The following is a 26,397-nucleotide window of genomic DNA, read 5'->3' as shown; positions in this document are numbered from 1 at the left end:
CAAGGAGAAGCCATGTTGCAAGCCTACCGCCAACACGAAGCCGAGCGCCGCGCCCTCGGCATTCCGCCGCTGCCGCTGGACGCCAAGCAGGTGTCCGAGCTGATCGAGCTGATCAAGAACCCGCCCGCCGGTGAAGAGGCTTTCCTGCTGGATCTGCTGACCCACCGCGTGCCGCCGGGCGTGGACGATGCCGCCAAGGTCAAGGCCAGCTTCCTGGCTGCCGTGGCGCATGGCGACATCAAGGTCGGCCTGATCTCCAAGGCCAAGGCCACCGAGCTGCTGGGCACCATGGTCGGCGGCTACAACGTGCATCCGCTGATCGAGCTGCTGGACGACGCCGAAGTCGCTGGCGTCGCCGCTGAAGGGTTGAAGAAGACCCTGCTGATGTTCGACTACTTCAACGACGTCGCCACCAAGGCCAAGGCCGGCAATGCCAAGGCCAAGGAAGTGATGCAGAGCTGGGCCGACGCCGAGTGGTTCACCTCCCGCCCGGAAGTCGAGAAGAAGATCACCGTCACCGTCTTCAAGGTGCCCGGCGAGACCAACACCGACGACCTGTCGCCCGCTCCCGACGCCTGGAGCCGCCCGGACATCCCGCTGCACTACCTGGCGATGCTGAAGAACACCCGCCCCGACGCGGCCTTCAAGCCCGAGGAAGACGGCAAGCGCGGCCCGATGCAGTTCATCGAGGACCTGAAGAAGAAGGGCCACCTGGTCGCCTACGTGGGCGACGTGGTCGGCACCGGTTCTTCGCGCAAGTCAGCCACCAACTCGGTGATCTGGGCCACCGGCCAGGACATTCCCTTCGTGCCGAACAAGCGCTTCGGCGGCGTCACGCTGGGCGGCAAGATCGCGCCGATCTTCTTCAACACGCAGGAAGACTCGGGCTCGCTGCCGATCGAAGTGGACGTCTCCAAGCTGGAGATGGGCGACGTCATCGACATCTACCCCTATGACGGCAAGATCGAGAAGAACGGCGCCGTCGTCGCCGAGTTCGCGCTGAAGAGCCAGGTGCTGCTGGACGAAGTGCGCGCCGGCGGCCGTATCAACCTGATCATCGGCCGCTCGCTGACCGCCAAGGCCCGCGAGGCCCTGGGCCTGCCCGCCTCCACCACCTTCCGCCTGCCCGTGGCACCGAAGGACACCGGCAAGGGCTTCACGCTGGCGCAGAAGATGGTCGGCCGTGCCTGCGGCCTGCCCGAGGGCAAGGGCATCCGCCCGGGCACCTACTGCGAGCCCAAGATGACCACGGTCGGCAGCCAGGACACCACCGGCCCGATGACCCGCGACGAGCTCAAGGACCTGGCCTGCCTGGGCTTCTCGGCCGATCTGGTGATGCAGTCCTTCTGCCACACCGCGGCCTATCCGAAGCCGGTGGATGCCAAGATGCACCGCGAGCTGCCGCCCTTCATCAGCAGCCGCGGCGGCGTGGCCCTGCGCCCGGGCGACGGCGTGATCCACAGCTGGCTGAACCGCCTGCTGCTGCCCGACACCGTCGGCACCGGCGGCGACTCGCACACCCGCTTCCCGATCGGCATCTCCTTCCCGGCCGGTTCCGGCCTGGTGGCCTTCGGCGCTGCTACCGGCGTGATGCCGCTGGACATGCCCGAGTCGGTGCTGGTGCGCTTCAAGGGCCAGATGCAGCCGGGCGTCACGCTGCGTGACTTGGTGCATGCGATCCCGCTGTACGCGATCAAGGCCGGTCTGCTGACCGTCGCCAAGGCCGGCAAGAAGAACATCTTCTCGGGCCGCATCCTGGAGATCGAAGGTCTGCCGGACCTGAAGGTCGAGCAGGCCTTCGAGCTGAGCGACGCTTCGGCTGAGCGCTCGGCCGCCGGCTGCACGATCAAGCTCAACAAGGAGCCGATCATCGAGTACCTGCGCTCCAACGTCGTGCTGATGAAGAACATGATCGCCGACGGCTACGAGGACGCGAAGACCCTGCAGCGCCGCATCGAGAAGGTCGAAGCCTGGCTGGCCAAGCCCGATCTGCTCGAGGCCGACAAGGACGCCGAGTACGCCGCCGTGATCGAGATCGATCTGGCCGACATCAAGGAGCCCATCGTCTGCTGCCCGAACGACCCGGACGATGCCAAGTTCATGTCCGAAGTGGCTGGCACCAAGATCGACGAGGCCTTCATCGGCTCGTGCATGACCAATATCGGCCACTTCCGTGCGGCAGCCAAGCTGCTGGGCGGCGCGCGCGACATCCCGGTCAAGCTGTGGGTCGCCCCGCCGACCAAGATGGACCAGAGCGAGCTGATGAAGGAAGGCCACTACGCCGCCTTCGGCACCGCCGGTGCGCGCACCGAGATGCCGGGCTGCTCGCTGTGCATGGGCAACCAGGCGCAGGTGAAGGAAGGCGCTACGGTGATGTCCACCTCGACCCGCAACTTCCCCAACCGTCTGGGCAAGAACACCAATGTGTTCCTGGGCTCGGCCGAGCTGGCTGCGATCTGCTCCAAGCTGGGCCGCATCCCGACGCTGGCCGAGTACCACGAGGCGATGGGCATCATCAACAAGGATGCCGCCAGCGTGTACCGCTACATGAACTTCGACCAGATCGAGGAATACGCCGAAGTCGCCAAGAGCGTCTGAAGCGGCGCGATCACCTGCGGGTGATCCTGCACTTGCCCTGGCCCGCCGCGTGCGGGCCTTTTCTTTGCCGTCTCGTCAGGACGCGGCGCGGCCCTGACCGAACACAGGAGATGACTCCATGACCGAAATGCTCGACCTGATGCGCGCACATCGCTCCATTCGTGCCTTCAAGCCTGACGAGGTGCCGCCTTCACTGCTCACGGACATTCTGCAGGCCGCCATCACCGGCAGCTCGAGCTCTGGCAACCTCAACACCTACTGCGTGATCGAGACACGCGACCCCGTGCGAAAGGCCGAGCTCTGCCGCTTGCACAGCGAGCAGACCATGATCCGGCAAGCACCGGTATTGCTGACCTTCTGTGCGGAGACCCGGCGCACCCGCGACTGGCTGGCCCTGCACCAGGCGCGCGACAATTTCGACAACTTCCACGGCTTCCTGGTTGCGGCATTCGACGCGATCATCCTTGCCCAGAGCGTGGCCCTGGCCTGCGAAGCGCAGGGGCTGGGCATTTGCTACCTGGGCACCACGCTCAACGCAGCGACACCGATCGCAGACTATCTGGAGCTGCCCGAAGGCACCCTGCCCGTGACCAGCCTGGTGATCGGCTGGCCTGATGAGCAGCCTGAGCCGCGCGATCGCCTGCCCTTGGCCGCGTATGTGCATCACGAACGCTATCGGCGCGCGAGTCCGGAGGCGATATCAGACCTGTATGCCCAGCGCGACCAGCGCGGGCTGCAGCGTTACCAGAGCCTGAGCGCCGACGCTCGGCAGACCTGGGCCCAGCACGGCATCACGTCCTTGGCGCAGTTCTATACCTCGGAGCTGAAGTACTCACCCGCCGCCCTGCAGCGCAGCTCACGTGACCTGCTGGCGCTGCTGAACCGGCAAGGCTTCATGAACAACAGCCCACGCGATTGACTCTGGGCCGCGACGAACCTGCTCGCAGCAAGGCGACAGGCCTTCGACCGTCGCACCACTGCAGCATGAGCCCCCCGCAATTGCGGGATCCACCAGACCGCGTCTGATCCTGCTCAAGCCGGCGAGCTCGGGCCGCTGGAGACTCGAATCAGTACCCGCAGCGCAGCCGGCGCCAGACTGCCCTGCCCTGCCCTGAGATTGACGCTGACTCTGGAGGATCGATGAAACCCGTGACTGCAAGACTGGCGCTTGGCCTGTGCGCCTGTGTTCTCATCAGCGCCGCGCCTGTCGCGAACGCGGCAAACCTGGCCTTGAATCCCGGCACGACCGCGACGAGCAACAGCGAGTACGCGCCCAACTGGAATGCCGGCAAGGCCATCGATGGCGACCCGACGACGAACTGGTCCGCCGCGGGCTGGTCCGACCCGCGCAACCCCTACTGGCTGCTGGTGGATCTGGGCGCGGCGTATCACGTCTCCAACGTCGTGCTGAAGAGCCGCGATCTGGAGCAGTACGGCCCCGGGTTCTACATCGACTACGAGTTCCTGGTCAGCACCGATCAGTCCACCTGGTGGCAGCTGAAGACCGGTCGCTTGACCGATGACGCCGGCGATGCATGGTGGGACGAGGTGGCGGTGAATGCGTCGATGCGCTATGCGGCATTCCAAGTGACTGGCGGGACGCACTGGGCGCACCTGTACGAGATGGAGATCAATGGCGAGAACCCGGCCCAAGTGCCCGAGCCGGCCACGGTCTCGCTGATCGGTCTCGCGCTCGCGGCCATGGCCTTCCAGCGGGGAAGTCGCGGTCGCCGCGAAGCCTGAGACCGCTCGATCGGCGCTCGGCGCCGGTGGCCGGCATCTTTCTCAGGACCCGTTTGCTGCGGACTTCCCTGGTTGCGGCCAAGCCACTGGCACGTCCATTCAGCTAGCCGTTTAGGTCAATGACTCCACCCTGCCTTGAAGCAAGTCCCGCTCACGCTCGTTCCCGGCCAATGCCGCCGCGGCGAGAAGGGCTTGGCGTGCTTCGGCGTGCCGACCCAGCTTGGCGAGCAGGTCGCCACGCACCGCCGGCAGCCAGTGGTAGCGCGCCAGCGCCGGCTCCTCAGTGAGACGCTCGACGATCGCCAAGCCCGCCGCCGGCCCCTGGTGCATGGACACCGCCACCGCGCGGTTGAGCTCGACCACCGGCGATGGCGCGACGCGCATCAGCTCGGCATAGAGCGCGGCGATGCGCACCCAGTCGGTGTCCTGCGCACGGGCGGCGCGTGCATGGCAGGCCGCGATCGCGGCCTGCAGCTGGTACGAGCCCGGCTGGGTCGCCAGCCGCTCGGCCTGCGCCAGCGCGTCCAGCCCGCGACGGATCAGCAGGCGGTCCCAGCGCTGGCGGTCCTGCTCGGCCAGCAGCACCGGCTCGCCTTGCGCACCGACACGTGCCGCGTTGCGCGAAGCCTGGATCTCCAGCAGGGCCTGCAGTCCCCAGGCTTCGGGCTGAGCCGGCGCCAGCTGCGTCAGCATGCGCGCCAGGCGTAGCGCTTCGTCGCAGAGCGAGCTGCGCATCCAGTCCTCGCCGCGTGTCGCGGTGTAGCCCTCATTGAAGATCAGGTAGACCACCTCCAGCACGGCGGACAGACGTTCAGCCAGAGCCGCCTCGCGGCGTGGCAGCTCGAAAGGCACGCGCGCCTCGGCCAGCGCGCGCTTGGCGCGCACCAGGCGCTGCGCCATCGTGGCCTCGCTGACCAGGAAGGCACGGGCGATCTCCTCGGTGGACAGGCCCGCCACCACCTTCAGCGTCAGCGCGACGCGCGCGTCGATGCCAAGCAGCGGATGGCAGGCGCAGAAGACCAGCCGCAGCAGGTCGTCGCCCAGCGTCGCCTCGCGCTCGCGGCGCGCGTCCAGGCCCTCGCTATGGTCACGCTGATGGTCGGACTGCATCGCCACCAGGTCCTGCGCCAGCGACTCCTCCCGTGCCGCGGCCATCTTCCGCCGGCGCAGATAGTCCAGCGCTCGGTGCTGCGCGGCCGTCATCAGCCAGGCGGCCGGATTGTCCGGAACGCCATCGCATGGCCAGTGCTCAAGCGCGGCCAGCCAGGCGTCCTGCGCCAGTTCCTCCGCCACGCCAAGCTCGTGCACGCGCCGCGCCACGGTGGCGACGATGCGCGCCGACTCCAGGCGCCAGATGGCATTCAGCGTGTCGCGTACCGTGCTGGACATGCGGCGATGATCGCTCAGGCCGCGCTCACAGCTGCGCCGGCGCCGCGTTCTCGTCCATGTAGAAGACTTCCCAGAGATGGCCGTCCGGATCGGCAAAGCCGTGCTGGAACATGAAGCCATAGTCCTTGGGCTCGGCGTAGGTGGCGCCGCCCGCCGCGACGGCCTTGGCCACCAGCGCCTGCACCTCCTCGCGGCTGTCGCAGGACAGCGCGATCAGCACCTCGGTCGCCCTGTTGGCATCGGCCACCGGCCGCGGCGTGAAGCCCTGGAAGAAGGGCTTGACCAGCAGCATCGCGTAGATGTTCTCGGCGATCTGCAGGCAGGCGCCCTGCTCGTTGGTGAAACGAGGATTGAAGCTCAGGCCCAGTGCTTCGAAGAAGGCGCGCGAGCGCGCCATGTCGGCGATGGGCAGGTTGACGAAGATCTGGCGCAGCATGATGTCGGTGTCTCCTCGGTGGCGTGATCAGGACGGTTTGCGCTCGGCATCGAGCTGGCGCATGCGCTCGATCTCCGCGCTGGGCGGGAACTCGTCGAGTTCGATCAGCTGGCGCAGCTCGATCACCGCCTCCTTGCCCGCGCCGGCCGGGTTCGGAAAACGCCGCGACCATTCCAGCGCCTCCTCGCGCGAGCGCACCTGGATCAGGGTGTAGCCGGCGATCAGCTCCTTGGCCTCGGCAAATGGGCCGTCGACGATGCGCCGCCCGTCGGGGCCGGCGTCGGGCCCGTAATGCACCCGCCAGCCCATGCGGCTCGGGTGCAGACCCGAACCGTCGAGCAGCGCGCCGGCACGCGCCAGCTCCTCGTGGAAGGCCGCCATCTCGGCCAGCAGCTCGGGTGGCGCCTCGGGCTGCTGCTCGGCCTCGAACTCGGCACAGGACTTCACGATGATCATGAATCTCATCACTGCGCCTCCTTGCACGGCGCCGGCTCGCCCATCTCGGCACCCAGCTGCTGGAGCTGCCAGCCGAAGGCTGCGGCGTAGAAGCGCATCGTGCGCGCGGCGTCGCGATAGGGCATTTCGAAATGGACGACAGAACACATGGCGGTCGACATGGGGTTCTCCTTTTGGAAGCAGGGGACGAAGGAAGCCAGTGGCAACGGCAGCTCGGGGCCGTGCCACAGAGGCGCTCAGTGGCCGTGATAGGCGGCGAGCAGGGTCGGCAGCTCGATCTTGCGCATCTGCATCAGCGCCTCGCCCACGCGCCGCTTGCCGGGGCTGTCGGGCTGCTGCATCAGGGCCATCAGCTGCTGCGGGACGACCTGCCAGTGAATGCCCCAGCGGTCCTTGAGGCAGCCGCAGCGTTCGGCCTCGGGCACCGCCGAGAGCGACTGCCAGTAGCGGTCCAGTTCCTGCTGGCTCTGCACGGTCAGCACCAGCGAGGCGGCGGGCGAATGCGTGAACATCGGTCCGCCGTTGAGCAGCGTGAGCATCGAGCCGTCCAGCTCCAGCGAGACCGTCATCGCCAGCCCTTCGCGCATGCGGCCGCCCGACCCGTAGCGGGTGATTGCGCCAAGACGCGAATTCGGAAAGACGCTGAGGTAATGCTCGGCGGCCTGCTCGCCGAACCAGAGACAGGGATGGACGCGCGGCATGCGGCCTTCGGCGCTGCCGCTGCTGTTGATGATGCTGCTGCTGTTCATGGGGTGATCTCCTGGACTTGTTGCCTGATACACCGACGACGAACAAGCGCTGCCGTTTTCGACCCGGCGCCGATCAGGACAAACCCTGAACCGCGGCACGCGAAATGGCTCAGCCTCTTGAGTCGTCGTAGCAAGGCGCCAGCGGCCGCACCTCGACCGTCGCCCATTGCGCCGCCGGGCAGCGCTGCGCCCAGGCAATGGCCTGCTCGCGCGTGACGTTCTTCAGCAGGAAGAAACCACCCACCATCTCCTTGGCCTCGGCAAACGGCCCGTCGAGCACGCGGCCCTGCTGCACGCGCGCTGCCCGCTCCAGCGAGGCCAGCGATTGCACCGCCTCCAGCTGCCCGGCTGCGGCGATGGTCTCGCCGAAGCGCTGCATCAGCGCATAGGCCTCGCGGCCCTCGGCCTCGCTGCGCGTGGCGCGCTGGCCGACCGGCTCGACGATCAGCAGCAGGTAGGACGAGGTCTCATTGGCCTCCTGGTGGAGCGCGGTGTCGGCGGTCATGGCGGGCTTCTCGCGGCGGACAGCGGGCCGATCGAGAGGAACGACCGGGCGGGTCTGGCAGCCGATGCTACACGGCGCGTGAGCCTGCGGCGGCCAAGCCCCGCCCGCCCTCACGCCTGACATTCATCAAGACCTGACCCTGGACACGGCGCGAGACTCTGAGTGCGGCAGCAACGTCTGCTGCTCGGTGAACAGAAGACTGACAGACAAGACAGACGTAAAGGAAGCCATCATGCTCAATGCTGCCTGGGCACCTCGCGCATCGCACGCACGCACCTCTTCTTTGGCCTCGCTGATGCTGGCCGCCGGCCTCGGCTTGCTGGCCTGTCTGCCCGCTCAGGCCGAGGAGCTGAGCTGGCGCGCCAGCTCGGTCCAAGGCCCACGCGTGGGTGGCGTGAACACGCGCCTGGGCGTGGCGATCTTCGACAATCGCGAGCCGGCGACGACGCAGCGCCGCGTCGAGGCCGCCGGCCCGCCCGCCGACGGCAAGCTGCCGATCAAGGTCGAGGCCGAGTACCGCTTCGCCGATGGCTCCACGCTGGTGATGCACAGCCGCGAGCTCATCGCCCTCACCCCGGCGATGACCCATGCGCCCGGCGAATGGCGGGGCGAAGGCCAGATCGTCTCCGGCACCGGCCGCTTTGCTGGCGCCAGCGGCAGCTTTCGCTTCCGCGCCATCATGGGTGTGGATGCCAAGGCGGATGGCGCGCTGGGCGACGGCTTCCTGGAAGGACAGGGCAGCTACACGCTGGGTGGCGCGGCAAAATAATCGGTGCTCAGGAAGTCCTCGGGCTCCCTCGCGCGGCGATTGGTCTGACTACACTGCCGCGATGCCCGCCGCCCCGCCCCAGCCATCAACGCCCTTCTCCCCCGCCGCCGAGCGCAACAAGCAGCCGCTGCTGGAAGCGCTGCAAACGCTGCTGCCGCCCAACGGCCACGCGCTAGAGATCGCCAGCGGCACCGGCCAGCATGTTGAACACTTCTCGACCGGCCTACCGGCTTGGACCTGGCAGCCCAGCGAGGCGCAGCCCGAGCTGCTGGCCTGGCTGCGCGAGCTCCGCCAGCGCTGGCCCGCCGAGCAGCTGCAGCGCGTGGCCGAGCCGCTGATGCTGGATGTGAGCGTCCAGCCCTGGCCGGTCGACGCGGGCAGCTTCGATCTGGTCTTCTGCGCCAACCTGCTGCACATCGCGCCCTGGGCTTGCTGCACGGGGCTGATGCAAGGCGCCGCACGCGCGCTGAAGCCCCACGGCTGCCTGCTGAGCTATGGCCCCTATCGGGAAGACGATATCGTCACCGCACCCAGCAACCTGGCCTTCGACGCCGACCTGCGGCAACGCAATCCAGGCTGGGGGCTGAGGCGGCTGGTCGATGTGCAGGCTGAGGCGGCAAGTGCCGGGCTGCAACTGGCGCAGCGCCTGGCGATGCCGGCCAACAACCTGCTGCTGGTCTGGCGCCGCGGCGCCTGAGCCTCGGCTTAGAGCAGCCGCGCCACCAATCCACCCTCGGCCGGCAGGCCCAGCGGCACCCAGACGCGCACCGGGTCGCCCGGCGCCACCTGCACCGGCTCGCCGTCGAGGTTCTGCATTTCCTTGAGCTCGACGACGCGGTTGCCGCTGGGGTGCAGCAGCTCGATGCGGTCGCCTACCGAGAAGCGGTTCTTGGCCTGCACCTGCACCCAGCCGTCCTCGCGCACGCCGGTCACCTCGCCGACGAAGTGGCTGCGGTGCAGCTCGCTGTGGCCGCTGATGTAGTTCTGGTAGTCCTGCGCCGGGCGGCGCTCGAGCAGACCGCCGGTGTAGCCGCGGTTGGCCAGGCCTTCGAGTTCCAGCAGCAGCTCGGGGTTGAACGGCCGGCCGGCCACCGCGTCGTCGATCGCGCGGCGATAGACCTGGGCGGTACGGGCCACGTAGTACAGGCTCTTGGTGCGACCCTCGATCTTCAGCGAGTCGACGCCGATCTTGGCCAGGCGCTCCACATGCTCGACCGCGCGCAGGTCCTTGCTGTTCAGGATGTAGGTGCCGTGCTCGTCTTCCATGATCGGCATCAGCTCGCCCGGACGGCCCTTTTCCTCGAGGAAATAGACCTTGTCGGCGGCCGGATGGCGCTGGCCGCTGCCACAGGTCGAGAAGCTGCTCTCAGCCTCGGCCTGCGCCTCGGCGAAGTTGAAGTCGCTCTCCAGCTTGCCCACCGGCACGGCCTCGCCGCTGAGCGAATCCTCGCTGGCAGCCTGCGTGCCGTATTCCCAGCGGCAGGCATTGGTGCAGGTGCCCTGGTTGGGGTCGCGCCGGTTGAAATAGCCCGAGAGCAGGCAGCGGCCCGAGTAGGCGATGCACAGCGCGCCGTGCACGAAGACCTCCAGCTCCATGTCCGGGCATTCGTTGCGGATGCCCTCGATCTCGTCCAGGCTCAGCTCGCGCGACAGGATGATGCGTTCCACGCCCATCTTCTGCCAGAACTTCACCGCAGCCCAGTTGGTGGTGTTGGCCTGTACCGAGAGATGGATAGGCACCTCGGGCCATTTTTCGCGCACCTGCATGATCAGGCCAGCGTCGGCCATGATCAGCGCGTCGGGCTTGAGCTCGATGATGGGCTCGATATCGCGCAGATAGGTGCGCACCTTGTCGTTGTGCGCGATCAGGTTGCTGGTGACAAAGAACTTCTTGCCGCGCTGATGCGCCTCGGTGATGCCCTGGGCGATCTGCTCCAGGCGGAACTCGTTGTTACGGGCGCGCAGGCTGTAGCGCGGCTGCCCCGCATAGACGGCATCGGCGCCGAAGTCATAGGCGGCGCGCATCTTGGCCAGCGAGCCGGCAGGCAGCAGCAGTTCGGGAGACTTGATCTTCATGCCCGCTATTGTCCCAGCAAGGGGCAAAGCAGGCGCGAAGCCCCTGCGCTTCAGGTCTGCTAAACAGGCTTGCTGCTCAGGCCTGCTGCAAGTCCGCCGGGCGCAGCGGCAGCCGGCGCAGCCGCTTGCCCGTCAGCGCGAACAGCGCATTGGCCACCGCCGGCGCGATCGGCGGCGTGCCGGGCTCGCCGACGCCGCCGGGCGGCGCCAGGCTGGGCACGATGTGCACCTCGATCCTGGGCATCTGCGCCATGCGCACCACCTCCTGGCTGGGGTAGTTGCTCTGCTCGACGCGGCCGGCCTTGATGGTGATCTCGCCGTACAGCGCGGCGCTCAGGCCGAAGACGATGGCGCTCTCCATCTGCGCACGCACCGTGTCGGGGTTGACGACGATGCCGCAGTCGATCGCACAGACCACCCGCTCCACCCGCGGCTGACCGCCCTCACCCAGCGAGACCTCGGCCACCTGGGCGCACCAGCCGCCGAAGCTTTCGTGCACGGCCACGCCGCGCGCACGGCCCTTGGGCAAGACCTGACCCCAGCCGGCCTTGTCGGCCGCCAGCTGCAGCACCGCGCGGTGGCGCGGCTTGTCGGCCAGCAGCGCCAGCCGGTAGGCCACCGGATCCTGCCCGGCCAGGTGGGCCAGCTCGTCGATGAAGCCCTCGGTGAAGAAGGCGTTGTAGGAATGGCCCACGCTGCGCCAGTAGCCCACCGGCACCGGCGTCTTCACGCGCAGCTGCTGCACGCGCAGATTGGGCACCGCATAGGCCAGGTCGAAGGCGCCTTCGGCCTGGTTCTTGTCGGGCATGTCGGACGCGAAGGCCGGCATCAGGCGCTCGCTGGTCGCCAGGCCCACCGAGGGCGCGGCCACGCGGTTCAGCCAGGCGGCCGGGCGGCCCTGCTCGTCCAGCACCGCCGCAAAACTGGCCATCGCCACCGGGCGGTACATGTCGTGCTGCATGTCCTCCTCGCGGCTCCACACCAGCTTGACCGGCTTGCCCTGCGTGCGCATCGCGATACGCGTGGCCTGCTCGACCATGTCCACCTCCAGGCGCCGGCCGAAGCCGCCGCCCAGATAGGGCACATGCAGCGTCACCTGCTCGATCGGGATGTCCGCGGCCTGCGCCGCCTTCCAGCGCGCCAGCAGCGCCACCTGGGTCGAGCACCACAGCGTCAGCGCGCCGTCCTTGAACTGCGCCGTGCAGTTGATCGGCTCCAGCGCCGCATGGGCGAGGAAAGGCGCCTCGTAGACCGTCTCGAGCTTCTTCGCGCCGCCCTGGTCCAGCCGCGAGCGCGCGTCGCCGATATCGCGGAAGGCAAAGCCGCCCTCGCCCTGCAGCGCCGTCTGCAGCTGACTGCGGATCGCTGCGCTGTCCAGTTGCGCGTTGGGGCCTTCGTCCCAGCGGATCTCCAGGCTGTCCAGCGCGCTGCGTGCCCGCCAGTAGCTGTCGGCCAGCACCACGACCGCGCCATGCTCGGCCAGCGTGAACACATCGACGATGCCGCGCTTGCCGCGCAGCGATTGCGCGTCATAGCCGGCCACGCCGCCGCCGAACACCGGGCATTGGCGAATCGCCGCATAGATCAAACCCTCGGGCCGCACATCGATGCCGAACACCGCGCTGCCATCCACCTTCGCCGGGATGTCCAGGCGCGGCACCGGCTTGCCGATCAGCTTGTAGGCCGAGGCGGGCTTGGTCGCCAGCTCGGCCGGCGGCGAGAACTTGGCCGCCTCGGCGGCCAGCTCGCCAAAGCCGGCGCGGCGCCCGCTGGCTTCGTGGATGACGACGCCGGCATCGACGCGACAGTCCGCCACCGCCACGCCCCAGCGCTTGGCCGCGGCCTGCATCAGCATGGATCGCGCAGCAGCGCCGGCCAGACGCATCGGCTCCCAGGCGTCGCGGATGCTCGACGAGCCGCCGGTGAGTTGCAGCGACAGCGCGTGGCCAGTGCGCATCAGCGCGCGCCGCGCCAGGCGCGCGCCCAGGCTCTGGTCCTCGCCGTCGATGGGCAGCACATTGAGCAGCAGCGCGGTATTCGCATAGACGCGCTCCGGCGGTGCCTGCTCGGTCTGCACCTGCGACCAGTCGGCATCCAGCTCGTCGGCCACCAGCATGGCCAGCGCGGTCTGCACGCCCTGGCCCATCTCGGCGCGCGGCAGCGCGACGATCACCTGCCCGTCGGGGCGAATCTTCACCCAGGCGTTCAGCCCGATCTGGTCTGCCTGCGGGCGGAACTGCTCGGCCTTGCCGAGCTGCTCGTCGCGCGACAGCGGCCGCGTGATCGCACCCACGCCCAGCAGCAGGCCACCGCCCAGCACCGCACCGGTGATCAGCAGGCCGCGGCGCGACACGCCCTGCTGCGCTTGCGCACGGCGGCTCATCGCGCCACCCCCTGCGCCAGCGTGGCCGCGGCGTCGTGGATCGCCGCACGGATGCGCTGGTAGGTGCCGCAGCGGCAGAGATTGGTCAGCCCGGCGTCGATGTCGGCGTCGCTGGGCTTGGGATGGCTGCGCAGCAGCGTCGCGGCGGCCATGATCATGCCGCTCTGGCAGTAGCCGCACTGCGGCACCTGGTGGCGCACCCAGGCCTGCTGCAGCGCCTGAATGGTGCGATCCTGCGCGCCGGCCTCGATGGTGCGCACCTGCTTGCCGGCCACCGCGCCAACCGGCATCACGCAGCAGCGCGTGGCCACGCCGTCGATCTCCACCGTGCAGGCGCCGCAGCTGGCGATGCCGCAGCCGAACTTGGTGCCGGTCAGGCCCAGCTCGTCGCGCAGCACCCAGAGCAGCGGCATCTCGGGCTCGAGGTCGAGCCGACGCGGCTCGCCGTTGATCGTCAATTCGATCATGCGGAGTCTTTCACTTGCTGTGTGGTCTGATGATGCGGGCGACGCCTTGCGCACATCGCGGGCGCGGCGCTCCTCGGCGCGCATGCTAAGCGATCCTTGTCCGGCTGGCATGGCGCGTGCCGACAGCCCTTCGGGCCCGACGTCTGGCCACATGGGGCTAGCATCGCTCACCATGACGACATCGATATCCGCCCTCGTGAAGCGGCTGTTCGCCGCGCTGATCGTGCTGCTCGCCTTCCAGGCCGGCGCCGTGGAGCTGCGTCTGCGCATCTTGCAGACCAGCGACGTGCACATGAACCTGCTGAACTACGACTACTACCAGGACCGCATCACCGACGAGTACGGCCTGGCCAAGACCGCCACGCTGATCAAGGCCGCGCGCGCCGAAGCACCCAACAGCCTGCTGTTCGACAACGGCGACCTGCTGCAGGGCAACCCGCTGGGCGATCTGGTGGCACGCGTCAAGCCGCTGGCACCGGGCGAGGTGCATCCGGCCTACAAGGTGCTGAACCGCCTGGGCGTGGACGCCGCCAACATCGGCAACCACGAGTTCAACTACGGCCTGCCCTTCCTGCGCCAGGCCATCGCAGGCGCGGCCTTCCCCTATGTCAGCGCCAATGTGGTCGAGGCGGGCGGCGACGGCAAACCCGCCTTCACGCCCTATGTGCTGCTGGATCGCCGCCTGCGTGACGACAGTGGCCGCGAGCACGCGCTGAAGATCGGCGTGATCGGCTTCGTGCCGCCCAAGATCATGCAGTGGGACCGTCAGCACCTGACGGGCCGCGTCGACACGCTGGACATACTCGACACCGCCCGGCGCTATCTGCCACAGATGCGCGCCGAGGGGGCCGACCTGATCGTCGCGATCGCGCACAGCGGCATCGAGAAGATCGAGCAGCCGCGAATGGCCGAGAACGTGGCGGTGCAGCTGGCCCAGGTGCCGGGCATCGACGTGCTGCTGCTCGGGCATGCGCACGCCGAGTTCCCCAGCGAGGCCTTCGCCGGCTTTCCCGGCGTGGACCTGCAGCGCGGCAGCATCCACGGCGTGCCGGCGGTGATGCCCGGCCGCTGGGGCGACCATCTGGGCCTGATCGACCTGAAGCTGGCGCGCGACAAGGCTGGCCGCTGGCAGGTGACGGAAAGTCGCGCCAGCCTGCGACCCATCTTCGATCGCCGCACGCGCAAACCGCTGGTCGAGGCCGACCCCATGGTCGGCGAGGCCATCGCGCGCGAGCATGCCCAGACGCTGGACTATGTGCGCGGCCAGGTGGCCGAGGCCACCGCGCCCATCCACAGCTACTTCGCGCAGGTGATGGACGACCCCTCGGTCGAACTGGTGGCGCGCGCGCAGCTGGCCTATGCGAAGCGGGCGCTGCAAGGCACGGCCTGGGAGCGCTATCCGCTGCTATCGGCCGCCGCGCCCTTCAAGGCGGGCGGCCGCCAGGGGCCCGGCTATTACACCGACATCCCGGCCGGGCCGATCGCGATCAAGCATGTGGCCGACCTCTATGTCTATCCGAACACGATCAAGATCGTGAAGGTCACCGGGGCCGAGCTGCGCGAGTGGCTGGAGATGTCGGCCGGCCAGTTCCGCCGCATCGACCCGGCCGGCCCGGCGGTGCAGGACCTGCTCGAACCGAGCTTTCGCTCCTACAACTTCGACAGCATCGAGGGCGTCAGCTACGAGATCGATGTCACCCAGCCGGCGCGCTACACGCCCGAAGGCAAGCGCACCGAATCCCAGGCCCACCGCATCGTCGAGCTGCGCTACCAGGGCCGGCCCGTCGACGCGCAGGCCGAATTCCTCGTCGTCACCAACAGCTTCCGCGCCAACGGCGGGGGCAACTTCCCCGGCCTGGACGGCCGCAACATCGTGATCGATGCGCCGGACGAGAACCGCGAGGCGGTGGCGCAGTATCTGGCGGGCGCGAAGCGCTTTGATCCGTCGGCGGATGGGAACTGGAGCATCCGGCCGGTAGACGGCGTTCGACTCAGCTTTGTTTCAGCCGAGCGCGCCATCGGCCATGCACGGGGTCGCGTGTTGCCAAATGGCAAACCAACGCGGACTATCGGCTTTGTTACCTTTGAACTGGTCGCAAGGTCCGGCAAATAGGTCATGATTGGGGCGTGTTGGACAGGTTCGGTTAGCAGGGAACCGCCAGGCTCATGTCGTCACAGCCACTCAGGGTGCTCATCGTCGGCTTCTATGGCGTGATGAACGCAGGCGATGATCTGCTGGAGTCTGCCCTCTGCCACCGACTGCGGGACCACAAGCTGAGCTTCACAGGCCAGCTTCCCCCGCTGGACATGGTCAATCAGTTCGACCTGCTGGTGATCGGCGGCGGCAGCCTCTGGCCGCAACACCAGTTCTTCCAGCTTGGCGATCGGTACGCGCGGCGCCTTCGTATTCCGTTCATCGTCGCCGGCATCTCGGGCCGCAACTACGACGCCGAAGTCGCCGAGAAGACCCGCAGTCTGGCGGATCGTGCGGCCTTCTTCCATGTGCGCGACCGGCAGACGGGCGACTGGATTGATCACCCCAGGGTGATGGTCGGCTCCGATCTCTTCTGGTCCGCGCCCTGGAGTGGCGACATCGAGGCCGATCAGCCCAGCCCGCCCTCAGGAGTCGCTGTTGCCTTGCGCTCGGACGAGATGCCAACATGGGCAACACGGGACCTTGATGCCGCAGTCGATGCGCTCGGCGGCCCAGCCTACGCCTGGCCCTTCTACTACGGGCACGCGCGTCATGACCGTGGCGGCGCTGGGGATTTCGCTGCTTTGCAGGCCTATTACGGCAATGCGCCGACCAGCTTCTCCCTGCAGCCGTTACGCCGCTCACGCGCGGTTATCACGATGCGTTATCACGGCATGCTGTGCGCGGTTCGCGCGGGTCGACCGGTGATTGTGGCCGACGTGCACAACAAGCTCAGGCAGTTCTGCCAAGACCATGGCTTGCGCGATCAGCTCGTCGCGGATCCGGCCAGCCTGCCCGCAGTTGCAAGGGCACTGGCAGCCGACTTCGAGCCTGCTCGACGGAAGACGCTCGAACTTCGTCGGCAGCTGCTGGACGACGGTCAGCGCCTTGCGGCCGCACTGGACCAGGCGGTGGCCGCCATCGAACCCCGGCAGCGAACCGGGCTGCGGCGCTTGGCCGTGGCTGGGCTGAAGTCGGCGCTGTCCCGCCTGGTCTAGCCGCAGCTGGTCAGACCAGCACCTCGACCACTGCAGGGTGGCCAAGAAAACCCTGCGGGCTGGCGCTGGCGCCGTAGGCACCGGATTGGTAGATCACCGCCAGATCGCCTGGCTGTGCCGCGGCGAGCTCCATCTTGTCGGCCAGCAGATCCAGCGGCGTGCACAGCGGCCCGACCACCGACGCGCTCTCCAGCGCCGTCTCACCGCGCGTCTGGCTGATCATTGCCGGGTAGTTCTTGCGGATCACCTGGCCGAAATTGCCGGACGCCGACAGGTGGTGATGCAGCCCGCCGTCGGTGACCAGGAAGACCTGGCCGCGCGAGACCTTGCGGTCCAGCACACGGGCCACATAGACGCCGGCCTCGCCGACCAAGTAACGCCCCAGCTCGATGACCAGCGAAGCCTGCGGCAAATCGCCAGCGGCACGCTCGACCAGGGCCTGCAGATTGGCGCCGATGGGCGCCAGCTCCAGCGGCGTCTCGCCGGGGAAATACGGAATGCCGAAGCCGCCACCCAGGTTCAGGAACTTGACGGGCGCTGGCGCATCTGCCGCCAGGCGCAGCGCCAGCTCGTAGGACTTCTGCTGCGCCTCGCAGATCGATTCGGCCTTCAGGTTCTGCGAGCCGGCGAACAGATGGAAGCCTTCGAAGGCCAGGCCCAGGCGGCCGACCTCGGTCAGCACCGGCGGCAGCGCCTCGGCATCGATGCCGAACTGCTTGGGGCCACCGCCCATCTTCATGCCCGAGCCCTTGAGCTCGTAATCCGGATTGACGCGCAGCGCCACGCGTGCCGGCAGGCCGAGGTCCTGCGAGGCCTGCGCCAGCACCGGGAGCTCGCGCACCGACTCCACATTGACCAGCACGCCGGCGGCCACCGCTTGGCGCAGCTCGATGTCGCGTTTGCCCGGGCCGGCAAAGCTGACCTCGGCCGGATCGGCGCCGGCATCCAGCGCCACCTTGAGCTCGCCCGCCGAGGCCACGTCGATGCCGTCGACCAGGCCGGCCATCAGCCCCACCAGTGCCGGCATCGGGTTGGCCTTCATCGCGTAGTGCAGCTTGACCTGCGCCGGCAGCGCGGCGCGCAGCTGGGCCACGCGCGCCTTCAGCAGGCCGCGGTCATAGGCGTAGAACGGCGTCTGCCCGACGCGTTCGGCCAGCACCGACAGGCGCTGGCCGCCGACGATCAGCTCGCCGCCCTGCACCGGGAACTGCGTCATCGGCGTGTGGACAGGGGCGCGACGCGGCGCGTTGGGTGTATCGCTCATGGTCAGGGAAAAAGCTCGCGGGGGTCAGGTGTTGCATTCCACCCAGGCGGTGGACAGCAGCTTGCGGTCGATCTTGCCGTTCGGGTTGCGCGGCAGCGGGCCGGCCTGCTGCTCGATGCCGGCCGGCACCATATAGGCGGGCATGTGCTTGCGGCAGGCGGCCTGCAGCGCAGCCATATCGATGGCCGCCGCGCCGGCCGGCGGCGTGGCGATCACCTGGATGGACTGGCCGATCGCGTCGTTGTCCACGCCGAAAGCCACGCATTCGCCGACCAGCTGGGTGGCGTAGAGGATCTCTTCCACCTCGGTCGGGCTGACGCGGTAGCCCGAGGTCTTGATCATCTCGTCGCGCCGGCCGATGAAGTACAGAAAACCCTCGGCATCGCGGCGCACGTTGTCGCCAGAGAACACCGCGTACTCGGGCAGTTGCAGCCCGCCTTCACGGCCGCCGACGCCAGCCGGCAACGGCTTGTAGCGCTCGGCGGTCTTCTCGGCGTCGTTCCAGTAGCCCAGGCCGACCAGCGGACCGCGGTGCACCAGCTCGCCGGGCTCGTCCGGCGCGCACTCGCTGCCGTCCTCGCGCAGCACCAGGATCTCGGCATTCGGGATCGCCTTGCCGATCGAATCGGGGCGGCGGTCCACCTCCTCGGGAGGCAGATAAGTGGAGCGGAAAGCCTCGGTCAGGCCGTACATCAGGAAGGGCTTGGCTGCCGGCACGCGCTGGCGCAGCAGCTGCAGCGTCTCGCGCGGCATGCGGCCGCCGGTATTGGCGAAGTAGCGCAGGCGCTCGTTGATCGCTGCCGGCCACTCGAGTTGCGCGAGCTGGATGTACAGCGGCGGCACGGCCGTCAGGCCGGTGACGCCCTCGCGCTCCATCGCCTTGAGCACGTCGCGCGGCAGCAGGTAGTTCAGCAGCACGACGCGCGCGCCGGCATGGAAAGCGGTGGTCAGCTGGCTGAAGCCGGCATCGAAGGACAGCGGCAGCGCCGCCAGTAGCGTGTCGTCCGAACCGTTTTCCAGGTACGAGGCCACGCTCTTCGCGCCGGTGACCATGTTCCGGTGCGACAGCACCACGCCCTTGGGCCGGCCGGTCGAGCCGGAGGTGTAGAGGATCGCCACCACATCGCCGTCGATGACCCGATGACCGGCGCAAGGCGGTGTCTGGACCAGCGCCTGCCAGCGGTGCACGGGCAGAGGCCCTGCGGTGTCAGCCGGCTCGTCGGTCAGCACCACATGGCGCAGGGCTGGGCAGTCGCCCAGCGAATCCTTCAGCAGCGCATAGCGCTCCGGCGAGGTCACGAGCACGCGCACGTCGCAGTCGCGCATGATGAAGCCCACCTGCTCCGGCTTGAGCAGCGGGTTCATCGGCACGAACACGCCGCCGGCGGCCGGAGCGCCGAAGCTGGCGACCACGGTCTCGAAGCGCTTCTCCAGGTAGATGCCCACCCGCTCGCCGCGCCCCAGGCCCAGCCCCATCAGGCCGGCCGCAAAGCCGCGAATCTGTTCGCCGAGCTCGCCATAGCTCAGCGACTTCGCACCGTAGCTCAAGGCCGTGGCCTCCGGCCTGAGTGCCGCCTGACGCAGCGCTAGTTCATGCAATAGGTGGGCTTCGACAGGGATGGATCGCTCGCGGTTCACGGTCATGCGGATTCTGGCCAGCCGGGTTCGGCAGGCATTTGGAACGGTGAGTCGCACCGTCAGTGAATGCAGGAATGCTTCAACCTCAGTGCTTTCGGCCCTGCATTGCACCATGTTGACGACAGGCTGCGAAGGGTAAGCGATCCCCGCGTGACATATTCACCGCCCTGTCCCTTGGTCTAAGGGGGCGCCGTGCCGATGAGCGTCAACAGGCCCCAGTTAAGATGCCGCTCCAGAGGGACAGCCGGGCTCACACCCGTGCTCCGACGCAGGGATCGTCACGACAATATGGACATCGAAAAGCAAGTACTCCGCATCCTCGACGAGGTGCTCAGCCTGGACGGCCGCAGCGCCGCCTTCAGCCGCGACACGCTGCTGCTCGGCGCAATTCCCGAGCTCGACTCCATGGCCGTGGTCAGCCTGATCACCAGCTTCGAGGAGCAACTGGGCATCACCGTGGACGACGACGAGATCGACGGCGCCACCTTTGCCAGCGTCGGCTCGCTGACCGACTTCGTCGCCGCGCGTCTGCCCTGAATACCGGCTTGGGCGAGCGATCAGACGCCATGCAAGCCTTCTTCCTCGACAGCAGCGACGGCTCGCAGCGCTTTTGCGTCCATCACGCGGCGCAAGGCCCCGTCAAGCGCGGCCAGTTGCTCTACCTGCACCCCTTCGCCGAGGAAATGAACAAGTCCCGGCGCATGGCGGCGCTGCAGGCACGCGCCCTCGCGGCGGCCGGCTTTGAGGTGCTGCAGATCGACCTGCTGGGCTGCGGCGACAGCGCCGGCGACTTCGGCGACGCCAGCTGGCAGGCCTGGGTGGACGACGCCCTGCTGGGCTGCCGCTGGCTGCAATCAAGACCTGACCCTGCGCCTCTGTGGCTGTGGGGCCTGCGTGCGGGCTGCCTGCTGGCGGTCGAGACGCTGCGCCAGCTGGGCGCCCCAGCCCATCTGCTGCTGCAGCAGCCGCCCGCCTCGGGCAAGCCCTTGCTGCAGCAGTTCCTGCGCCTGAAGCTGGCCGGCGAGATGCTCGACGGCGCCAACAAGGGCCTGATGGCCGAGCTGCGCAGCGCACTGGGCCGGGGCGAGACTGTCGAGATCGCCGGCTACCTGCTGGCCCCGGCGCTGGCCGAGGGCCTGGAGGCCGCGACACTGCAACCACCCGAGGGTGCGCGTCCGGGCCGCCTGGTCTGGCTGGAGCTGAACGCCCGCACCGATGCCGAATGGACGCCGGTGAGCAGCCAGGCGCAGCAGCGCTGGCGCGATGCCGGCTGGCAGCTGGACGCCCGACTGCTGGTCGGCCCCGCCTTCTGGCAGACGACCGAGATCGAGGAGGCGCCGGCGCTGATCGCGGCGACTGTGAGCCAGTCGCTGGAGAACTCGATGCCGAGCGGACAGAGTGCCGGACATGCTCCGGTATCCGAGGTGGCGACGTGAGGCCCCAGCCCGCCGTCCAGGCACGAGAAGAAGCCATCGTCTTCGCTTGTGAGGGCGAACAACTGCTGGGCGTCATCAGCAGCCCACCTGCCGGTGTGGCGGCTACCGGCATTGGTGTCGTCATCGTCGTCGGCGGGCCGCAGTACCGTGCGGGTAGCCATCGCCAGTTCGTCCAGCTTGCGCGCGCGCTGGCCGCGCAGGGCCACCACTGCCTGCGCTTCGACTATCGCGGCATGGGCGACAGCACCGGAGCGGCACGCGACTTCCTCCAGGTTGATGCCGACATCGCCGCAGCGGTCAATGCGCTACGGGCTCAGCGGACGGAAGTTCGGCGACTCGTGCTGTGGGGACTCTGCGATGCCGCCTCGGCCATCCTGATGCATCTGGAAGCCAAGGCCTCACAGGCCGGCATCGACGGCGTCGTGCTGCTCAATCCCTGGGTTCGCTCAGACGAAGGGCTGGCACGCGCTCAGGTCAAGCACTACTACACCCGGCGCCTGCTGCAGGCTGACTTCTGGCGCAACCGGTTGCGACATGGCATCACGCTAGGCGCGTTGAGTGAGTTCATGGCCAAGCTGTGGCTGCTGCTGCGACCGAATGGCGCACAGGCTACCGGAGCTGCAGGTCCTGCCACGGACTTCCGCAGCCGCATGGCACACGGGCTGCATCACTTTGGCGGCCCGGTTCTGCTGATTCTGAGTGGCCGCGACCTTGTAGCCAAGGAGTTCGAAGCGACAGTAGCGAGCAAAGAGTCGGCCTGGCACCGGGCCATGAATCGCTCCGGCATCTCCCGGCTGTCCCTGGAGCAAGCCGATCACACATTCTCTGAACTTGGCCATTCTCGCGAGCTCGAGCGCCAGTGCCTGGCATGGCTTGCCGGACTGGCGGCTCACCCTCCCTCTGCAAAGGTCTGACTGCTATGGCGCTGCATCCAATGCACCGACTCAAGACATTGCCGCTGCTGTTCTGCGGGCTAGCCCTGCTTTCGCATGGCCTGGCCCAGGCTCAGCAAGGTGCAAGCGCTTGCGGCGGGCTGGCAAACAATTTCGGCCCCTATGACTATCGCGACTATGCGACGAATGCCGCTGAGCGACGGGACCCGAACAGCCCGATACGGCTGGTCGAAGGCGCGCACTTCCTGCCGCAGATGGAGGCCTTGTACAAGGGGAAGAACGGCGCTGGTCGCGAGACCCTAGGGGGCGAGTTCGACTACACGCTGCGCGCCTTTCCCAACCACCACCGCGCCCTGGATGCGATGGTTCGGCTCTCCGAACTCGAGCGCAAGGATCCACCGGGAAAGGCACGCTATACGGTGGAGTGCTGGTTTGATCGAGCCATACGCTTCCGCCCGGACGATGCGATCGTCCGCATGATGTACAGCAGCTTTCTGGCCAAGCGCCAGCGTGTGGACGAGGCGCGCAAGCAGCTTGAGACAGCAACCGAGATCGCCAAGGACAACGGCTTCACGCACTACAACATCGGGCTGCTCTACTTCGACCTGAAGGACTACGACCGTGCGTTGGTCCAGGCGCACACGGCAGCCCGGCTCGGCATGCCGCGGCAGGACCTGCGCCAGCGGCTCGTTGCGGTCGGTCAATGGCGCGACGAAGTGCCGCCACCCGTACCCGCCGGCACGGCCAGCGATGCGGCCACGCCCGCCTCCGCACCGCAAGCACAGCAATGAGCGACGCTGAGTCTCGAGCACCGCAGCCAGCCATTCCAAGGCTGCCGGTTCTCAGCTGGCAGACCTTCGCGGGCAGGCAGCATGCCGATCTGCCCTGTTTGCTCGACCGAGAAGGAATGCTGCTGAGCACCAGTGGACGCGCCTCGATCCTGCTGGCGCTCGAAATGCTGGGCATCCGCCCCGGGGACAGGGTGCTGGTGCCGACTTACCACTGCCCCACCATGGTGGCGCCCATCGTTGCCTTGGGCGCGACGCCACTTTTCTATGCCATCGATGACTGTGGTGCGCCCCGACTGGACGGACTGGATGAGACGGCGCTTCATGGAGTGCGCGCCATCCTGGCTGCCCATTACTTCGGCCTGCCGCGGCCCATGCTCACCTTGCGCAGTTGGTGCGATGAGAGAGGCGTTGCCCTGATCGAGGACTGCGCGCACGCCCTCTTCGGCCGTGCCGACGGCGTGCCAGTCGGCAGCTCCGGCGACATCGCCATCGGCAGCCTGACCAAGTTCCTGCCCGTTCCGGAAGGTGGCTGCCTGGTCGTCAACCGCAGGTCGGGCGCCTGCCCGCCCTTGCGCAAGCCCGGCCTGTTGCTGCAGCTCAAGGCCTTCGTGGACATCGTCCATGTCGCGGCCAACCATCAGCGCCTCAAAGGTTTCAACGCACTGCTTGGCGGTGCTTTTGCGCTGCGCCAATGGTTCAAGCGCAATCGCCAATCGCCGACTGTGGAGGCACCCTCAGGCGAGGAAGCCATGGACGGCTTCACTATCGATACCGAGCTATCGCATCGTCAGCTGACGAGCGCGTCTGCCCTGGTGGCTGCTCACGCCCCGCGTCAGCGCATCGTCGAGCAACGCCGCCGGCACTTCCAGGCCATGGCCCGCGCGCTGAGCAAGAGCGCAGGAATGCGGCCGCTGTGCCCATGCCTGCCGGATGACGCCGCCCCATATGTCTTCCCGCTATGGGTCGCCGAACCTGATCCGGGCTACGGCGAGTTGCGCCGGCTGGGCATCCCCGTGTCGCGCTGGGATCGGCTCTGGCCGGGTATCCCCGATCTGCCCGGGGATCAGGGCTTGAGCTGGTCCCATCATGTGCTGCAGCTGGCCTGCCATCAGGACCTGAGCGACGGCGAGGTCGAGCAGATCATCGCCGCCGTGCTTCGGCTGTATGCGCGCCCCAACCAGACGGCTGCAATGCAGACTGCAGGTGCGTCCCACGGGCTCGGGGCACAAGCGCTGGCCGAGCACCGGGCCTGAGCATGCGCAAGCTGCTGATGATCGCCTATCACTTCCCGCCGCTGGCGGGCAGCAGCGGCATCCAGCGCAGCCTGAGCTTCGCCCGACAGCTGCCCGAATTCGGCTGGACGCCGCTGGTGCTGAGCGCCCATCCGCGCGCCTACGAGAACCACAACGACGATCTGCTGCGACAACTGCCTGCCGACCTCCAGGTCACCCGGGCTTTCGCGCTGGACGCCAGCCGGCATCTGGCCCTGGCCGGTCGCTACCCGGGCTGGCTGGCACGGCCTGACCGCTGGACCAGCTGGCTGCTGGGCGCCGTGCCGGCGGGGCTGGCGATGATCCGGCGCGAACGCCCGGCAGCTATCTGGAGCACCTACCCGATCCCGACCGCACATCTCATCGCTGGCGTGCTGGCTCGGCTGAGCGGACTGCCCTGGGTCGCCGACTTCCGTGATCCGATGGCCCATGACGGCTATCCGCAGGATCCAGCCACCTGGCGCAGCTACCTGCGCACCGAGCGCGGCGTGTTCGAGCATGCCGACCGCATGGTGTTCACCACGCCCGGAGCAGCGGCGCTGTATCGCGCCCGCTACCCCACGCGCGCCGGCGATGTGAGCGTGATCGAGAACGGCTTCGATGAAGCTGCCTTCACCCGCGCCGAGCAGCACCCTGCCCGGGCGCTGAACCCGGGGTGCTACACCCTGCTACACAGCGGCATCGTCTACCCGGAATGGCGCAATCCCGCGGCCCTGTTCACCGCGCTGCGCGATCTGCTGAACCGGGGCCAGCTGCAGCCGGCGCAGCTTCGCCTGCGCTTTCGCGCACCTGTGCACGAGGCCTGGCTCACCGCCCTTGCAGCCAGCCACGGCGTGGGCGAGCTGATCGAAGTGTTACCCGCGCTGCCCTATCAGGAGGCGCTGCAGGAGATGCTGTGCGCAGATGCCCTGCTCGCGCTGCAGTCTCACGACTGCGGTGACCAGGTACCTGCCAAGGTCTACGAGTACCTGCGTGCGCGCAAGCCCATCCTCGGTCTGGCCGCCCCCAGCAGCGACACCGGCGCGCTGCTACAGCGCGCCAATGCCGGCCCGGTGTGTGCGCTCGAAGATGCCGGCGCCATCGCCGTTGCCCTCGAAACCCTGCTCACCCAGCTGCGTAGCGGTTCCGCCCCCCAGACCGATCCAACCCTGATCGATGCGGCATCGCGTCGCGGCCGCAGCGCGGCCCTGGCCGCGCTGCTCAACGATCTGACCACCCCGGCGGCAGCACGCGCCTTGACTCGCACCCTCTGAATCGACCCACCATGAGTTGGACCCTGTATCCGATCGGCGAATTCGCTGCGCTGAGCCCCAAGTGGGACGAGCTGCAACGCAGCTGCTCGAACGCCGCCTTCCTGGAGAGCAGCTTTCTGCGCCCCCTGCTGACTGAGTTCGGCACGGGCCGCGAGTTGCTGGCCTTCAGGCAGGAGGGCCCCAGGCTGGCGGCAGCAGCCATCGTCTTCCGTACAGGCACGGGGCGCTGGCAGCTCTTCCAGCCCTCGCAATTGCCCCTGGGTGCCTTGGTCTGCCCGCGCGACGCCGACCTGGATCAGCTGGCGAATGAACTGCTACGCGCACTGCCTGGCCTGGCGCTCATGCTCAGCCTGCCCCAACTCGACGACCTTCTCACCCCCCGTCCCGCCGACGGCGACCGGCTGCGCACGCAGAGCTATATCGACACCTCCTGGGTGGACATCAACGGCGACTTCGACGCGTACTGGGAAGCCCGCGGCAAGAACCTCAAACAGAACACCAAAAAGCAGCGCAACAAGCTGGCAGCCGAGGGGCAGAGCGCCAGCCTGGAGTGCCTGACCAGCGCCGACGACGTGGCGCAGGCCATCGCCGACTACGGCGCGCTGGAGAGTGCCGGCTGGAAGGCCGCCGACGGCACGGCCATCCATCCTGACAACAGCCAGGGACGCTTCTACCGGCAGATGCTGCAGAACTTCTGCGCCCTGGGCCGCGGGCGCATCTACCGCTACCGCTTCGGCGACAAGATCGTCGCCATGGACCTGTGCATAGACAGCGGCCCGGTCGTCATCATCCTGAAGACAGCCTACGACGAAAGCTTCAAGAGCCTGTCGCCCTCGACACTGATGCGCCAGGAGGAGTTCAAGCAGTTCTTCGAACAGGGTGTCTACCGACGCATCGAGTTCTACGGCAAGACGATGGAGTGGCATACGCGCTGGACCGATCAGGCGCGCCCCATCTTCCATGCCACCGCCTACCGTTGGGCAGCCCTCAAGCGCTTGCACAGCTGGCTGCGCGGCGGCGGCGAGCAGGAATCCCGCGCCGCCGAGACCGTGGCCGCGGCATGATGAGCCTTTCCAACCACGCCACGC

The 26,397-nt window shown here is 68.0% G+C and carries 25 protein-coding genes; 14 read left to right on the top strand and 11 right to left on the bottom strand.

Annotated features, from left to right (window positions below; translation table 11 throughout):
- Positions 1-12: 12 nt before the first annotated feature.
- The 3 genes from acnB to AC2EBS_RS03510 all read left to right on the top strand — a co-directional run bounded on the left by acnB (position 13) and on the right by AC2EBS_RS03510 (position 4,341).
- The gene (acnB, locus tag AC2EBS_RS03520; RefSeq protein ID WP_484726988.1) at positions 13-2,598 is read left to right on the top strand and encodes a bifunctional aconitate hydratase 2/2-methylisocitrate dehydratase; all 2,586 of its coding nucleotides are present in this window, start codon (positions 13-15) and stop codon (positions 2,596-2,598) included.
- A 118-nt stretch (positions 2,599-2,716) separates the two neighbouring features.
- Positions 2,717-3,517, top strand: a complete 801-nt coding sequence (locus AC2EBS_RS03515) for a nitroreductase family protein (RefSeq protein ID WP_484726987.1) — start codon at positions 2,717-2,719, stop codon at positions 3,515-3,517.
- A gap of 230 nt (positions 3,518-3,747) precedes the next feature.
- Entirely contained in the window at positions 3,748-4,341 is a 594-nt protein-coding gene (locus tag AC2EBS_RS03510; RefSeq protein ID WP_484726986.1) for a discoidin domain-containing protein, read from the top strand.
- Positions 4,342-4,452: 111 nt separating this feature from the next.
- On the opposite strand, the gene AC2EBS_RS03505 is transcribed toward AC2EBS_RS03510, so the two are convergent.
- The 6 genes from AC2EBS_RS03505 to AC2EBS_RS03480 all read right to left on the bottom strand — a co-directional run bounded on the left by AC2EBS_RS03505 (position 4,453) and on the right by AC2EBS_RS03480 (position 7,876).
- Positions 4,453-5,730, bottom strand: coding sequence for an RNA polymerase sigma factor (locus AC2EBS_RS03505; protein ID WP_484726985.1), 1,278 nt, complete (start codon positions 5,728-5,730; stop codon positions 4,453-4,455).
- Between the two features lie 25 nt (positions 5,731-5,755).
- Complete coding sequence (locus AC2EBS_RS03500; protein ID WP_484726984.1) at positions 5,756-6,166, bottom strand: VOC family protein; 411 nt, start codon at positions 6,164-6,166, stop codon at positions 5,756-5,758.
- A gap of 27 nt (positions 6,167-6,193) precedes the next feature.
- On the bottom strand, positions 6,194-6,631 hold the full coding sequence (locus AC2EBS_RS03495) for a YciI family protein (protein ID WP_484726983.1): 438 nt from the start codon (positions 6,629-6,631) through the stop codon (positions 6,194-6,196).
- Positions 6,631-6,783 carry a hypothetical protein gene (locus tag AC2EBS_RS03490; protein WP_484726982.1) on the bottom strand — a complete coding sequence of 51 codons (153 nt, stop codon included), beginning with the start codon at positions 6,781-6,783 and terminating at the stop codon, positions 6,631-6,633. The genes AC2EBS_RS03495 and AC2EBS_RS03490 overlap by 1 nt, the downstream gene beginning before the upstream one ends.
- A gap of 75 nt (positions 6,784-6,858) precedes the next feature.
- Entirely contained in the window at positions 6,859-7,371 is a 513-nt protein-coding gene (locus AC2EBS_RS03485) for a VOC family protein (protein ID WP_484726981.1), read from the bottom strand.
- Positions 7,372-7,480: 109 nt separating this feature from the next.
- A complete protein-coding gene (locus tag AC2EBS_RS03480; RefSeq protein ID WP_484726980.1) occupies positions 7,481-7,876 on the bottom strand; it encodes a YciI family protein in 396 nt (131 codons plus the stop codon).
- Positions 7,877-8,108: 232 nt separating this feature from the next.
- Here AC2EBS_RS03480 and AC2EBS_RS03475 point away from each other — a divergent pair, with 232 nt between their 5' ends.
- Positions 8,109-8,645: a hypothetical protein gene (locus tag AC2EBS_RS03475; protein ID WP_484726979.1), complete on the top strand. Its 537-nt coding sequence runs from the start codon at positions 8,109-8,111 to the stop codon at positions 8,643-8,645.
- A 61-nt stretch (positions 8,646-8,706) separates the two neighbouring features.
- Entirely contained in the window at positions 8,707-9,342 is a 636-nt protein-coding gene (locus AC2EBS_RS03470; protein WP_484726978.1) for a DUF938 domain-containing protein, read from the top strand.
- An 8-nt stretch (positions 9,343-9,350) separates the two neighbouring features.
- Here the strand turns inward: AC2EBS_RS03470 and trhP are convergent, their stop codons facing one another.
- The 3 genes from trhP to AC2EBS_RS03455 all read right to left on the bottom strand — a co-directional run bounded on the left by trhP (position 9,351) and on the right by AC2EBS_RS03455 (position 13,571).
- Positions 9,351-10,721: a prephenate-dependent tRNA uridine(34) hydroxylase TrhP gene (gene trhP / locus AC2EBS_RS03465; protein WP_484726977.1), complete on the bottom strand. Its 1,371-nt coding sequence runs from the start codon at positions 10,719-10,721 to the stop codon at positions 9,351-9,353.
- 76 nt (positions 10,722-10,797) lie between these two features.
- A complete protein-coding gene (locus AC2EBS_RS03460) occupies positions 10,798-13,104 on the bottom strand; it encodes a xanthine dehydrogenase family protein molybdopterin-binding subunit (protein ID WP_484726976.1) in 2,307 nt (768 codons plus the stop codon).
- Positions 13,101-13,571 carry a (2Fe-2S)-binding protein gene (locus AC2EBS_RS03455; protein WP_484726975.1) on the bottom strand — a complete coding sequence of 157 codons (471 nt, stop codon included), beginning with the start codon at positions 13,569-13,571 and terminating at the stop codon, positions 13,101-13,103. Before AC2EBS_RS03455 ends, AC2EBS_RS03460 begins: the two co-directional genes overlap by 4 nt.
- 172 nt (positions 13,572-13,743) lie before the next feature.
- On the opposite strand from AC2EBS_RS03455, the gene AC2EBS_RS03450 reads away from it, so the two are divergent.
- Both AC2EBS_RS03450 and AC2EBS_RS03445 read left to right on the top strand, forming a co-directional pair.
- Positions 13,744-15,684: a bifunctional 2',3'-cyclic-nucleotide 2'-phosphodiesterase/3'-nucleotidase gene (locus tag AC2EBS_RS03450; RefSeq protein ID WP_484726974.1), complete on the top strand. Its 1,941-nt coding sequence runs from the start codon at positions 13,744-13,746 to the stop codon at positions 15,682-15,684.
- 53 nt (positions 15,685-15,737) lie between these two features.
- Positions 15,738-16,763, top strand: a complete 1,026-nt coding sequence (locus AC2EBS_RS03445) for a polysaccharide pyruvyl transferase family protein (protein WP_484726973.1) — start codon at positions 15,738-15,740, stop codon at positions 16,761-16,763.
- A 10-nt stretch (positions 16,764-16,773) separates the two neighbouring features.
- Here the strand turns inward: AC2EBS_RS03445 and AC2EBS_RS03440 are convergent, their stop codons facing one another.
- Both AC2EBS_RS03440 and AC2EBS_RS03435 read right to left on the bottom strand, forming a co-directional pair.
- A complete protein-coding gene (locus AC2EBS_RS03440; protein WP_484726972.1) occupies positions 16,774-18,027 on the bottom strand; it encodes a pyridoxal-dependent decarboxylase, exosortase A system-associated in 1,254 nt (417 codons plus the stop codon).
- A 24-nt stretch (positions 18,028-18,051) separates the two neighbouring features.
- On the bottom strand, positions 18,052-19,671 hold the full coding sequence (locus AC2EBS_RS03435; protein WP_484726971.1) for an acyl-CoA ligase (AMP-forming), exosortase A system-associated: 1,620 nt from the start codon (positions 19,669-19,671) through the stop codon (positions 18,052-18,054).
- 282 nt (positions 19,672-19,953) lie between these two features.
- Between AC2EBS_RS03435 and AC2EBS_RS03430 the strand changes: the two genes are divergently transcribed.
- The 7 genes from AC2EBS_RS03430 to AC2EBS_RS03400 are packed head-to-tail and all read left to right on the top strand — an operon-like array spanning position 19,954 to position 26,373.
- Positions 19,954-20,202: an acyl carrier protein gene (locus AC2EBS_RS03430; protein ID WP_484726970.1), complete on the top strand. Its 249-nt coding sequence runs from the start codon at positions 19,954-19,956 to the stop codon at positions 20,200-20,202.
- Between the two features lie 29 nt (positions 20,203-20,231).
- Positions 20,232-21,101 (top strand): hydrolase 2, exosortase A system-associated, encoded by an 870-nt coding sequence (locus AC2EBS_RS03425; RefSeq protein ID WP_484726969.1) that lies wholly within the window; start codon positions 20,232-20,234, stop codon positions 21,099-21,101.
- Positions 21,098-22,015, top strand: a complete 918-nt coding sequence (locus AC2EBS_RS03420; RefSeq protein ID WP_484726968.1) for a hydrolase 1, exosortase A system-associated — start codon at positions 21,098-21,100, stop codon at positions 22,013-22,015. Before AC2EBS_RS03425 ends, AC2EBS_RS03420 begins: the two co-directional genes overlap by 4 nt.
- Positions 22,016-22,020: 5 nt before the next feature.
- Positions 22,021-22,785: an ABC transporter permease gene (locus AC2EBS_RS03415; RefSeq protein ID WP_484726967.1), complete on the top strand. Its 765-nt coding sequence runs from the start codon at positions 22,021-22,023 to the stop codon at positions 22,783-22,785.
- On the top strand, positions 22,782-24,038 hold the full coding sequence (locus AC2EBS_RS03410; RefSeq protein ID WP_484726966.1) for a DegT/DnrJ/EryC1/StrS family aminotransferase: 1,257 nt from the start codon (positions 22,782-22,784) through the stop codon (positions 24,036-24,038). The genes AC2EBS_RS03415 and AC2EBS_RS03410 overlap by 4 nt, the downstream gene beginning before the upstream one ends.
- 2 nt (positions 24,039-24,040) lie before the next feature.
- Positions 24,041-25,309 carry a glycosyltransferase gene (locus tag AC2EBS_RS03405; RefSeq protein WP_484726965.1) on the top strand — a complete coding sequence of 423 codons (1,269 nt, stop codon included), beginning with the start codon at positions 24,041-24,043 and terminating at the stop codon, positions 25,307-25,309.
- An 11-nt stretch (positions 25,310-25,320) separates the two neighbouring features.
- Positions 25,321-26,373 (top strand): GNAT family N-acetyltransferase, encoded by a 1,053-nt coding sequence (locus AC2EBS_RS03400; RefSeq protein ID WP_484726964.1) that lies wholly within the window; start codon positions 25,321-25,323, stop codon positions 26,371-26,373.
- Positions 26,374-26,397: the final 24 nt, after the last annotated feature.

The organism is Roseateles sp. T103 (genome assembly GCF_057219915.1).
The sequence above is the reverse complement of the archived record's forward strand: the minus strand, read 5'-3'. Positions and strand labels throughout refer to the sequence as shown.